Source organism: Pseudomonas sp. GW821-FHT02C04 (genome assembly GCF_059421845.1).
The window spans coordinates 78,293-90,561 of record NZ_JBWKVT010000012.1 but is presented as its reverse complement, the minus strand read 5'-3'; the positions used below and the strand labels follow the sequence as shown (position 1 = coordinate 90,561).

Annotated in this window: 10 protein-coding genes and 1 other RNA gene; 2 read left to right on the top strand and 9 right to left on the bottom strand. The window is 59.6% G+C overall.

Features of this window, described 5'->3' with window-relative positions; genetic code table 11:
* Positions 1 to 119: 119 nt before the first annotated feature.
* The 8 genes from AC07VV_RS29330 to AC07VV_RS29295 form a co-directional block, all read right to left on the bottom strand.
* On the bottom strand, positions 120 to 602 hold the full coding sequence (locus tag AC07VV_RS29330) for a cysteine hydrolase family protein (RefSeq protein WP_495038224.1): 483 nt from the start codon (positions 600 to 602) through the stop codon (positions 120 to 122).
* A gap of 67 nt (positions 603 to 669) precedes the next feature.
* Positions 670 to 1,059: a transfer-messenger RNA gene (gene ssrA / locus AC07VV_RS29325) on the bottom strand.
* Between the two features lie 95 nt (positions 1,060 to 1,154).
* Complete coding sequence (locus tag AC07VV_RS29320; protein ID WP_495038223.1) at positions 1,155 to 1,433, bottom strand: PA2433 domain-containing protein; 279 nt, start codon at positions 1,431 to 1,433, stop codon at positions 1,155 to 1,157.
* A 127-nt stretch (positions 1,434 to 1,560) separates the two neighbouring features.
* Entirely contained in the window at positions 1,561 to 4,383 is a 2,823-nt protein-coding gene (locus AC07VV_RS29315) for an FAD-binding and (Fe-S)-binding domain-containing protein (protein ID WP_495038222.1), read from the bottom strand.
* Positions 4,380 to 5,051 (bottom strand): LutC/YkgG family protein, encoded by a 672-nt coding sequence (locus tag AC07VV_RS29310; protein WP_495038221.1) that lies wholly within the window; start codon positions 5,049 to 5,051, stop codon positions 4,380 to 4,382. Before AC07VV_RS29310 ends, AC07VV_RS29315 begins: the two co-directional genes overlap by 4 nt.
* On the bottom strand, positions 5,051 to 6,505 hold the full coding sequence (locus AC07VV_RS29305; RefSeq protein WP_085711865.1) for a LutB/LldF family L-lactate oxidation iron-sulfur protein: 1,455 nt from the start codon (positions 6,503 to 6,505) through the stop codon (positions 5,051 to 5,053). The genes AC07VV_RS29310 and AC07VV_RS29305 overlap by 1 nt, the downstream gene beginning before the upstream one ends.
* Complete coding sequence (locus tag AC07VV_RS29300; protein ID WP_495038220.1) at positions 6,502 to 7,326, bottom strand: (Fe-S)-binding protein; 825 nt, start codon at positions 7,324 to 7,326, stop codon at positions 6,502 to 6,504. The genes AC07VV_RS29305 and AC07VV_RS29300 overlap by 4 nt, the downstream gene beginning before the upstream one ends.
* A 150-nt stretch (positions 7,327 to 7,476) precedes the next feature.
* Positions 7,477 to 9,171: a lactate permease LctP family transporter gene (locus tag AC07VV_RS29295; RefSeq protein ID WP_495038219.1), complete on the bottom strand. Its 1,695-nt coding sequence runs from the start codon at positions 9,169 to 9,171 to the stop codon at positions 7,477 to 7,479.
* 261 nt (positions 9,172 to 9,432) lie between these two features.
* Here AC07VV_RS29295 and AC07VV_RS29290 point away from each other — a divergent pair, with 261 nt between their 5' ends.
* Entirely contained in the window at positions 9,433 to 10,200 is a 768-nt protein-coding gene (locus tag AC07VV_RS29290) for an FCD domain-containing protein (RefSeq protein WP_096818803.1), read from the top strand.
* Between the two features lie 56 nt (positions 10,201 to 10,256).
* On the opposite strand, the gene smpB is transcribed toward AC07VV_RS29290, so the two are convergent.
* On the bottom strand, positions 10,257 to 10,739 hold the full coding sequence (gene smpB / locus AC07VV_RS29285; protein ID WP_007915208.1) for an SsrA-binding protein SmpB: 483 nt from the start codon (positions 10,737 to 10,739) through the stop codon (positions 10,257 to 10,259).
* Positions 10,740 to 10,858: 119 nt separating this feature from the next.
* Here smpB and AC07VV_RS29280 point away from each other — a divergent pair, with 119 nt between their 5' ends.
* On the top strand, positions 10,859 to 12,262 hold the full coding sequence (locus tag AC07VV_RS29280; RefSeq protein WP_096818805.1) for a sodium-dependent transporter: 1,404 nt from the start codon (positions 10,859 to 10,861) through the stop codon (positions 12,260 to 12,262).
* Positions 12,263 to 12,269 lie beyond the last annotated feature (7 nt).

Sequence of the window (12,269 nt, the reverse complement as noted above, 5' to 3'; positions counted from 1 at the left end):
GGCTCCTGGCGAGCTCCTTTGGTAAACCATCTTCCTGGTTGCAGCGGAGCTGCGAAGACTAGCGCCCGGAAGCATCTTGAACCAGCTCATGAAAGTCGACGCAGGTTGCGGGAAATTTCCTAGGACGCCTGTAGACAGGAGCGAAGTTCACTCGACGTCAGCGTGTGCTTGAAGTGATGTTCCCATAACCGCACACCCAGCTCGCCCGAACGATCCAACGAAGAACCCACGGTGAGATCGGTCAGCAACGTCGGCTGCAACCCTGCATCAAACAGCGCAAACCCAGCGGCGAGACAACAGGTCTCGGTCTGTAGACCACAGACCAGAACACGATCCAGATTCAGGCTTTTCAGATAATCGATCGTGTCCAGCGACGGTGCATAACCGTGTTTGATGAAAATGCGATCCGCAGCGATCAGGCTGTCATCGTCCGCCGCCGGATGCCAGCCGAGCTGGCGCTGGAACGGGGTGCGGCTTTCGTCGTGACGTTCGACCGTGGCGACGCTGGGCAATATGCCGATGAGCGAGCGGATGCCTTCGACCAGCCATGGCGGCGGGGAGAAGCAGGGTTGTACGTCGATGATCAGCAGTGCCTGGCGCATGGGCTCTCCGGATAAAAATCCCCAGATGCGACAAGGCCCGCACTTGGCGGGCCTTGTCGTTGAGAGTTGGTGGAGCCGGGGGGATTTGAACCCCCGTCCGCCAGTACTCCGCTGTCGGTACTACATGCGTAGCCGTGTCTATTAAGTTAACCCTCAGCGACCCGACGGGCAGGGTGCTTTGGGCGAGTTGTGTAAGTTTTAGCCGCTTCGTCCACAACGTACTGCACGGCGATTCTGTTCTATATGACAATCATTTTGGGTTTACAGACATCCCCTGATGATTGCTGGACCCGAAGGTACCAGGAGTGCATGTCAGCTGCAATTAAGCAGCGAGAGCAGCACCGTATTGGTCGTCATTGGCAACTATAAGTAGTTGCAACAGTGGATTTACGACTTCTGTTACCAAGTCGGCATGCACCTAAAGTTTCGCAACCGGCGTCGAATCCTAAACGGCCCCGAGCCTGATGCTCTGTACATCTCGAAGAGCAGCAAGCCTGTGCAGTGTACGCCAATCGGCCGTCAAGGCCAACCCGAAGGTTGGCCGGGCCTGGATCAATTGTTGGTGCCGGTGGATTTGCGCAGTTCCAGAATGGTTTGCTGGGTTTCTGCAATGCAATCGTCGATCTTGCCCTGGGCTTTGAGCGTCTGAGCTTTCTGCACACTGGCCTCGGCACGCTGACTCAATTCGGGCGACGATGACAGCTGCCCCTTGGCATTGTTGATGGTCTGGATATTGGTATCGCAAAGGCTGGCAGGCTTGTCAGCGGCAAACGAAGCAGACGCCATCATCGAGGCAGTAACGAACAGACCTAACAGTACAGAACGTTTCATATAAATCTCCTTGAACTGAGGATCCAGACTTCGCTGGCCGTCAGGACGGGCAACCGAATGGAGGAAAAGCCCCGTCAGCGGGGCTTGTTCTGTGGACTGCGGTCGCTCGCAAGGGTTCTATTTTTCTTCAGATGATGGTTTCTCGGGGTTTGGCCCGGGTCACTCGATCCACCAGATACACCAGGCCGTGGTAGTCGATGCCGCCATGTTGTGTCAGACCGATCTCACAGGTGCGGCTGGTGGAAATCCCTTCGCTGCAATGCTGCACTGCATCCTTGAGGGTGCGCAGAGAATGGCTGTTCAGCTCCGGTGTGGTGAAGCCCTTGTCGCCGGCAAAGCCGCAGCAATGAATGCCTTCCGGGATGACCACGTTCTTGCTGCACTTGCGGGCCAGGTCGATCAGCGCCTGACTTTCCCCCAGGTGCTGAGTGCTGCACGTCACATGAACGGCAATCGGTGCGTCCTGCGGGATGAACTCCAGTCGATCGATCAGGTGCGTACGGATAAACCGCACAGGGTCATACAGATCAAGGCGAACATTTCCCACATCCTGCACCAGTCGTAATGTGCAGGGGCTGGTATCGCAATAGATCGGGTCGAGTCCGCCGCGGCTGGCGTGTAGCAAGGCGCCGATCAACTCCTGACGCTTGTGCTCGGCCTGTTCGGCATAGCCTTTGGAGGCGAAAGGCTGGCCACAGCAGAGGTTGTCCAGATTGTCCGGGAACACCACCTGATAACCGGCCTTTTCCAGCAGGCCACGGGTTTTGTCGTATAGCGACATTTGTTCCTTGTCGCCCGCCGTCGGTCCCATCACCCGCGACACGCAGGCCGCCAGATACACCACGCGCGGGCGTTCGTCCGAGATTGTTGGACTGAGGCGAATGGCTCTTTCCGGCTGCGGCATTGCGTTGCTCCACTGCGGCACCTGGCCTTTGGACAAGCGCGTCAGTGTTGCCGAAAACTTCGCCAGACGCGGCGCTCCCAGCAGCATTCGCGCACCGTTGGCCACGTGCAGGGTGAAGCGAGCCCCTTGCAGGGTGGTGGCGAAATTTCCTTCGATCCAGTTGGCCGTTTTGGTGTGCGTGGCGTGACGGCTGCGCAGCTTTTTCACCAGTTCGCCGGTATTGATGCCTACAGGGCAACGCTGCGCACACAACCCGGTCGCAGCGCAGGTGTCGATGCCTTGGTACTCGTAGGCTTCTTCGAGTTCGCGGGTGTCGATGCCGGCCCGCTTTTTCGCCTGAATATCTCGCCAGATCACAATGCGCTGACGTGGGCTCAGGGTCAGGCCCTTCGATGGACAAACCGGCTCACAGAAACCGCATTCGATGCACTTATCCACAATCTCATCGGCGGCAGGCAGCGGCTTCAGGTGCTTGAGGTGGATCTGCGGATCTTCGCTGAGCACCACGTCCGGATTGAGAATGCCCTCAGGATCAAGCAAACGCTTGAGCTGCCACATCAACTGATAGGCATCGCTGCCCCATTCCAGTTCGACAAATGGTGCCATGTTGCGCCCGGTGCCGTGTTCAGCCTTCAGCGAACCGCCGAACTCCACGGCCACCAGTTGCGCCACGTCGTCCATGAACGCCTGATAGCGTGCGACTTCTTCCGGGCTGTTGAAGCCTTGGGTGAAGACGAAGTGCAGATTGCCTTCCAGTGCGTGTCCGAAAAGGATCGCTTCGTCGTAGTGATGTTTGTCGAACAGCTCGATCAGGCGATTCACGCCGATTGCCAGTTGTTCCACCGGGAAGGTCACGTCTTCGATGATCACCGTGGTGCCGGTCTTGCGCACGGCGCCGACGGCGGGGAAGGTGTCCTTGCGGATCGCCCAGAGGCGGGCGTTCTCGACCGGGTCTTCGGTGAAGTCGACCTGTTTCTCCACCGGGAAGCCGCCGAGCGACGCCATGATCTGCGCCAGTTGTTCCTGCAGCAATGTGGAAGAAGCGGCGCGGGATTCGATCAACAGTGCGCAGGCATTGTTCGACAGGTGCTGTACGAAATCGGGCATCCCGGGTTTGTCCTGCACCGAACGCAGACTGCGTCGATCCAGCAGTTCCACGGCGGACACCGGTTGGCTTTTCAGCACGGTGACGGCGTTGCAGCAGGTTTCCACGTCGGGGAACACGATCAGCGCCGAGGCCTTGTTCGGGTGGTCGATCACCGTGTCGTAAGTCACTGCGCTGATAAAACCGAGGGTGCCTTCGGAGCCCACCAGCAAGTGGCTCAAGATATCCACAGGCTCATCGAAATCCACCAGGGCATTGAGCGACAGGCCGGTGGTATTTTTCAGACGGTATTTGTGGCGGATTCGCGCAGCCAGTTCGGCATTGGCGCGGGTTTCGCGGCCCAATGTCGCCAGGCGTTCCAGCAATTCACCGTGGCTCGTTCGAAACGCCGCGACGCTGGCGGCGTCTTCGGTGTCGAGTCGGGTGCCGTCGGCCAGCACCAGACGAATTCCCGCCAGCGTGTGATAGGTATTTTGTGCAGTGCCGCAGCACATGCCGCTGGCGTTGTTGGCGACGATGCCGCCGATCTTGCAGGCATTGATCGACGCCGGATCGGGGCCAATCTTGCGCCCGAATGGCGCGAGCCAGGCGTTGGCCTGGGCGCCGATCACGCCCGGTTGCAGGCGGATTTGCGTGCCTTGGCCACGAATCTCCCGGGCATTCCAGTTATCCCCCAGCACGATCAGCACCGAATCGCTGATCGCCTGGCCGGACAGGCTGGTGCCGGCTGCGCGGAAGGTCACCGGGACCTGATCACGCTGGGCCAGTTTCAGCAGCGCCACCACTTCATCTTCGGATTCGACGCGGATCACCAGTTGCGGAATCAACCGGTAGAAGCTGGCATCGGTGCCGAATGCCAGAGTCGACAATGGATCGTCGAAACGCCGTTCGGCCGGAATCAGCTGCTGCGCATCGCGCAGGAAAGTCGCCGGTAAGGTCATTGGTCCTCCAGGATCAATACCACCAGGTCTTTCGGGCCGTGGGCGCCGTAGGCCAGCACTTGTTCAATGTCGGCGGTTTTCGACGGGCCGGACACCAGCAGCGCGTTGGTCGGCATGCCTTGGGCCCACTCGAATTCCTGCTGGACCTGATAGAAGTTGTCGCGGATCTGGCTGGCCTTGAGCAGAGCGAAATGCACGGGCGGCACCAGACTCATCAGCCGTGGTTCTTCGCGGGTCGGCCAGAGAATCAGGCTGCCGGTTGCAGCGATGGCACCGAGGGTGCCGGTGAGGCTGGCCGGGGTGTCGTTGAACAGCTCGGCTTTCCACTCTTCCATCGGCCGGTCGTAGGATTTCAGTGCCGGCAGATCCGGATTGTTCGCCCAGTGTTGTGTGATGCGTTGCCCGTGAGGCGTAGTCGGTGCGATCAACAGGCTCGGCAACTGGCGGTCGCGCAGCAATTGCGCCAGCAGCGCCGGCCACGCATCAGCGGACGTCAGATGGATTTCGGTGTGCACCGCTTCCATCAGTTTGCGCAACTGCGGGATGCGTTGTTCGGCGCTGTAGGTGTAAGGCTGGGTCACCAGATCGACATCGAAGTTGTCGGCAATCGGTGTGGTGCCCGTCAGACTGTTCCGTAACTTGCCGAGGATATTTTGCTTGGCGCTCATCAACGGTCTCCTTGTTTGGCCAGATGCTCGCGAGCCATGTCATGCAGTGAGCGGGCGGCGGGTTTCGGAGCGCTGTGATTCTGCGTCCAAGGACCGACATTGTTCGGCGCCAGGGCACGCAGGCGCGTGGCGAAAAACGCAAACAGCCGATACAAAGTCGGCGAGCTGTTGAGCTTCGCCCAGGCGTTCCAGATAAAGCGTTCCTTGCGCGAATACTTGCTGCCCTGGCCGCGCATCACTTGATGAGGACTGTCGGGGGCTTTGACGTTCTCTTCGCGCAGGCGACGCAGCAATGCGGGGATCGGAATCTTCACCGGGCACACTTCACCGCAGGCGCCGCACAACGAAGAGGCGCTCGGGTGATCCGGGACTTTCGCCAGGCCGACCATGTGCGGAGTGATGATTTTGCCGATCGGGCCGGGGTAAACCTCGCCATAGGTATGGCCGCCGACACGGGTGTAGACCGGACAATGATTCATGCAGGCGCCACAGCGGATGCAGTTCAGGGTCTGGCGCAGTTCGCTGTCGGCAAACGCCTGGCTGCGACCGTTGTCGAGCAGCACCAGATGCACTTCCTGCGGGCCGTCGAGTTCGTGTTCCTTGCGCGGGCCGGAGATCATGTTGACGTAGGTGGTGATCGGAATGCCCAGTGCCGAGCGGGTCAGCAATGACAGCAGCGGCACCACGTCGCGCAGGTTTTCCACGACTTTTTCGATGCCGGTAACGGCGATGTGCACCGGTGGCACGGTGGTGGTCATGCGACCGTTGCCTTCGTTTTCCACCAGCAGCAGGGTGCCGGTTTCGGCCACGGCGAAGTTGACACCGGAGACGCCGATGTCCGCTTCAAAGAATTTCTGCCGCAGGACCCTGCGACCGATCTGAATGAGTTGGTCAACGTCCTTGGTGTATTCCACGCCAAGTTTGTCGTGGAACAAGGACGCGACCTGACCGGCATTCTTGTGGATTGCCGGCATGATTATGTGAGAAGGCTTCTCGTGGTCGAGCTGGACGATGTACTCCCCCATGTCGGACTCCAGACATTCAATGTCCCGAGCCTCAAGGAAATGGTTCATCTCCATCTCTTCGCTGACCATCGATTTGCCCTTGATCACTTGCCGCGCCTCGTGAGCGCGGATGATCGAAAGGACGATGCCATTGGCCTCGTCCACCGTTTCCGCCCAGTGCACTGTCACACCGTTGCGGGTCAGGTTCTGTTCCAGTTGCTCGAGCAGGTCGGGCAACTTGGAGAGCGCGCGGGCACGGATTGCATTGCCCAGTTCACGCAGGTGTTCTCTTTCGTGGGCATCGCTGAAAGCCGCTGCCCGCTTGGTCATCAGTGAATCCATCGCCGTGCGGAAGTTGTTCCGCAGCTGCGAATCGCCCAGGGCGTTGTGCGCCCGGGTGCGGAAATCTTCTTCTACGGCAACCGTAGGAATAATCGTGGAAGTGCTCATCGGGCACCTCCGGTTCGTTGCCAGAGGAAGCTCGCCAGGTGTTGCCCGCGCAGCGCTTCCTTCTGTTTTTCCAGCGAGCCGTTGATGTTCATCAAACAGCCGCAGTCGGCACTGAGTACCTGATGCGCGCCAGATTCCTTCAGCGCCCGGGTCTTGTCAGCCACCATCGCGCCGGAAATGTCTGGCATACGGACGCTGAATGTCCCACCGAAGCCACAGCATTCGCTTTCGTGATCGTGATTGACCCGTTCCACGTTGCTCAACTGCGCCAACAACTCGCGACCGTGCAGGTGGGTGTTCATTTCCCGTCGTGCCGAACACGAGGTGTGCAGCGCCACTTTGACCGGATCGCCGCTGTCCTTGAGCTGCACCTTGCAGACGAACAGCAGAAACTCGGCCAATTCATAGGTGCGGGCCGCGAGGGCCTGAACCTGTTTCAACGTTTCCGGCTCGTCCTTGAACAAGTCGGCGTAATGCTCACGGAGCATTCCCGCGCAGGAGCCCGATGGCACCACCACCGGAAAATCGCCGGCAAACAGTGCCAGTTGCGAGCGCGCCACCGTCCGTGCCTGCTCGGTATAACCTGAGGTGTAGGCCGGTTGTCCGCAGCAGCTCTGCCCTTGCGGGTAGTCGACCCGAATGCCCTCGCGCTCCAGCAAGTGGATCGCGTCCATCCCGGCTTCCGGGTAGAACAGATCGACCACGCAGGTTCCGAACAGGTAGACCCGCGACGGTTTCTCGCTCGGGTATTGCCGGGGTTCGGGCAGTGGCGGTGCAACGCGAGTGGCGTTGGGCACAGCGTTGTAAAAAAGCTCGCTCATCAGGCGTGTCTCCGGGTGGGCCCGGTTATCCGTCTATTGAGGCTGCCGAATATAGAGCGCGTTGCTTTCAGCAGCCTTACAGACCGGGTTGTGAATTGCTGACGCCGGAATCACGAACCGGCGTCGGTTATTTCCATGTTGCTTGTGGTCTTAATGCACCAGCATGCCAGTGAACCAGTAGGCCTGAGCCAAAGTGATCAGGCCGACGATCGTTGCAAAGAATAGGCTGTGCTTGAGGGTGAAGCGGAACAGATCGGATTCCTTGCCCACCAGCCCGGTCGCGGCACAGGCCACGGCAATCGACTGTGGCGAAATCATCTTGCCGGTCACGCCGCCGCTGGTATTGGCCGCCACCAGCAAGGTGTCGTTGACCCCGATCTGGTGCGCGGTGGTCGCTTGCAGCGAACTGAACAGCGCGTTGGACGAGGTATCGGAACCAGTGAGGAACACGCCCAGCCAACCCAGGAACGGCGAGAAGAATGGGAATGCCGCGCCGGTTGCTGCCAGCACCAGGGCCATGGTCGAGGACATGCCGGAATAGTTGGTGACGAAAGCAAACGCCAGCACCATGCCGATCGACAAAATAGGCCAGCGCAGTTCGTAGAAAGTTTCTTTCAGGGTGGTCATACCAATTTTGAAATTGATCTTCAGGATGATCATCGAGATCAGCGCGGAGAAGAAAATCGCCGTGCCGGTGGCGGAAATCGGGTCAAGTTTGAATACGGCCGGAATGGCTGTCGGCGTCGCGACGATCGGTGCGGTCTTGATCACTAGTTGATCCAGGTGCGGGATCGCAAAGTTGAACACCCAGGCGTACATCGAGCCGCCAGCGGCGAACATCGCCTTGAACGGTTTGAGGGTCCAGATGGTGACCAGCACGGTGAGGATCAGGAACGGTGACCAGGCCTTGAAGATTTCCCCGAGGCTGTAGGGCGAAGCGATGGTGGTGCGTTTCTGGCCGAAACCGCCGACGCTGGCGGTGACCGCCACGTTCGAGGTGGCACCGGCGATCTGTGCGCCTGCAGTGCGTTTTGGCTGCCAGACTTTCAGGAACAGGGTCAGCGAGATCAGGCTGGCCAGGGCCGAAGTGATGTCCGGCAGTTCCGGGCCGATGAAATTCGAGGTGAAGTACTGGGTCACAGCGAAGCTCAGGCCTGCAACCAGCGCCGCAGGCCAGGTTTCACGCACACCGCGCAGGCCGTCCATCATGAATACCAGCCAGAACGGTACGAACAGCGACAGCAGTGGCAGTTGGCGGCCGGTCATGGCGCCAATCTTGAACGCATCGATACCGGTGACCTGCCCGGCGACGATGATCGGAATCCCCAAGGCACCGAACGCGACCGGCGCGGTGTTGGCAATCAGGCACAGGCCGGCGGCGTACAGCGGGTTGAAGCCCAGTCCTACGAGCAGCGCAGCGGTAATCGCCACTGGCGCGCCGAAACCGGCTGCACCTTCGAGGAAGGCGCCGAAGCAGAAGCCGATCAGCAGCACCTGCAAGCGCTGGTCATCGGTGATCGACAGGACCGAACTGCGGATGACTTCGAACTGACCGCTCTTGACCGTCAGTTTGTACAGGAACACCGCCGCGACAATGATCCAGGCAATCGGCCACAGACCATAGGCGAAACCATAACCAGCGGCGGCGAGCGCCATGTCGACCGGCATCTGGAACGCAAAGATTGCCACAAGGATCGCCAGGGCTAGCGTGATGCTGCCGGCGACATGACCTTTGAGGCGGAACACCGCCAGGGCGAGGAAGAAGAACACGATGGGGATGACGGCCGCGAGTGCGGACACGCCGAGACTGCCGAGCGGGCTGTAGAGCTGTTGCCAGGTTTGCATATGGGGTGGCCCCTAATTGTTGTTGGTCAGGCACTGTCAGCGTTCTTGGTTAATTGGTAATACCAATTTACAATCGCTGTTGGCTAGGGTAAAAGCCTTGATGTCGGTGTGTCAATTTGCCGCCCTAAAACTTTTGTCGAATGACCGGTGCAGGCTCGATCTGATCCGGTCCGGGGCGTTTCATCTGGCAGGTGTCGGCAAGGCGCCGATAGGCCAGAATAGAGAGCCCGGCGAGTGGTCGGGATCGTGGAGAATTGAGTGATGGGGTTTGATCAGATACGTCAGCGCCGTTTGTCTGACGATATTGTCGAGCGGCTTGAGGGGATGATCCTCGAGGGGACATTGAAGTCCGGTGAGCGCCTGCCGGCCGAGCGCACATTGGCGGAGCAGTTCGGTGTGTCCCGGCCTTCGTTGCGCGAGGCAATCCAGAAGCTGGCGGCCAAGGGGCTGCTGGTCAGCAAGCAGGGCGGCGGCAATTACGTGGTGGAAAGCCTGGGCTCGACCTTCAGCGACCCATTGCTGCAACTGCTGGAAAGTAATCCCGAGGCCCAGCGCGATCTGCTGGAGTTTCGCCACACGCTGGAGGCATCGTGTGCCTATTACGCGGCATTGCGCGCCACGGATGTGGATCGCGAGCGGCTGACCGCGGCGTTCGAAGAGCTACAGGATTGCTACTCGCGCCATGACGAAGTGAGTCGGGCGGAGGAGGGGGCGGCGGACGCGAAATTTCATCTGGCGATCGCCGAGGCCAGTCATAACGCGGTGTTGCTGCACACCATTCGCGGGCTGTTCGACCTGCTCAAGCGCAATGTGGTGACCAACATCGGCGGCATGTACAAGCAGCGCACGGAAACCCGCGACATGCTGATCACTCAGCACCGGGAACTGTACCAGGCCATTATCGAAGGACGTGCAGAGCAGGCGCGAGAGGTTTCCAGCCGACACATTCTGTATGTGCAGGAAGTGCTGGAAGAGGTACGCCAGGAAGTTCAGCGCGTGGCTCGGGCCGAGCGGCGCAAAGGGATGTAGGTTCAGGCATGACCATTCCCGCGCTGAGCGCGGGAATGGTCATTCAGGCAGAAGAATCAGTCTTCCTTGCCCTTGTTGCGCACCGCACGCTGCAACTCGCGACCGGCATCGCGTTCGCGTTCGGTATCACGCTTGTCGTATTCCTTCTTGCCCTTGCCCAGAGCGATCTCGCACTTGACCATGTGCTTGCTCCAGTACCAGGACAGGCATACGCAGGCATAACCCTTCTGCTGCACGGCGGCGGCCAGCTTCTCCAGCTCGCGCCGGTTTAGCAGCAGCTTCCGGGTGCGGACCGGGTCAGCGATGACGTGGGTGCTGGCGGTCATCAGAGGCGTGATGTGGCTGCCAAGCAGCCAGGCTTCGCCATCCTTGAGCAGGACGTAACTGTCGACCAGTTGCAGCTTGCTTGCCCGCAGACTTTTTACTTCCCAGCCGGCCAGGACCAGACCAGCCTCGAACTTGTGCTCGATGAAGTAATCGTGTCGCGCCTTTTTGTTCTGCGCGATGGTCCCTGTTGGGTGTTTCTTCTGTTTAGCCATAGGGGCGGCATTATATGGAGATAAACGGCTGTCGGCTACGGTGATGCTGCGAGCTTGAGCAGGTTGAGTGAATCCCGGACAATGCGGCCTCTTTTTCTAACGCTTGGGCGTGATAAACGATGTCGACAGACAAGGTTTCTGTCCACGGCAGTTGGGCTAGCCGCTGGGTTTTCATATTCGCCGCGACCGGTTCGGCCGTGGGATTGGGCAGCATCTGGAAGTTCCCCTACATGGTCGGGGTCTACGGTGGCGGCGCCTTTGTGCTGATGTTTCTGGCCTGCATCGCGCTGATCGGTATTCCGGTGATGCTCGCGGAAACCCTGATCGGCCGGCGTGCGCGGCTGAGTCCAGCCAACGCCCTCAAGGTGCTGGCGATCGAAGCCGGGCATTCGGGCAAGTGGTCGTGGGGCGCGTTCGCCGGGATGATCACGGCGTTGCTGATCCTGTCTTTCTACAGTGTGGTCGGCGGCTGGTCGCTGGATTACATCATTGATATGGGGCGCGGGGATTTCCAGGGCGCAACGGCCGATCAGGTCGGTGCCTATTTCGGCAATGTCATCGCCGACCCTTGGCGCATCACGCTGTGGCACACGGTTTTCATGCTGCTGTCCGCCGTGGTGATCGCCAAAGGTGTGGTTGCCGGGCTTGAGCGCAGCCTGCGGATCATGATGCCGCTATTGTTTGTGATGGTCCTCGTCCTGCTGGGCTACAGCATGACCACCGGGCATTTCATGGAAGGCGTGCATTTCATGTTCGACTTCCACCCGGAGAAAGTTCTCGACGGCTTGCTGCCAGCCATGGGCCACGCGTTCTTTTCCCTGAGCGTGGGCGTGGGTTCGATCATGATCTACGGCGCCTACATGACAAAGGAAGCTTCGCTGTCCGGCACCGTTGTGGGTGTAGCGCTGCTCGATACCTTCGTTTCGCTGGTGGCCGGTCTGGCATTGTTTCCGATTGTGTTCGCTGGCGGTTTGAACCCGAGCGAAGGCCCGGGGCTGATGTTCGTCAGCCTGCCATTCGCTTTCGGTAATGTGCTATTCGGCCAGTTGATGGGCGTGGTGTTCTTCGTTCTGGTGGCCATCGCCGCCTGGAGTTCGGCGATTTCCCTGCTGGAGCCGATGGTCGCCTATCTGGTCGAGCGGACTAAAATCAGTCGTGCCTGGGTGACATTCTGGTTGGCGTTTACCTGCTGGTTTGTCGGCCTGGGCACGGTGTTCTCCTTCAATATCTGGAAGGAGGCGAAATTTTTCGTGAACGAAGGCGGAATGTTCCATCTCTACCAATGGGGTGCCGCAGGCGGTCTGGACTTCTTTGGTGTGATCGACTTCTTCACCTCACGGATCATGCTGCCGCTCGGCGGGCTGTGCTTTGTACTGTTTGCCGGATGGGTGATGGGGCGTGACGCGGTGCGCGACGAATTGTCGATTCGCAGCCCGGCGCTGTTCGCCTTGTCTCTGTTCTTGATGCGCTATGTGGCGCCCATCGGCATTCTTGTAGTGTTTGCCACCCAGCTCTGGAAGTGACGCTTAC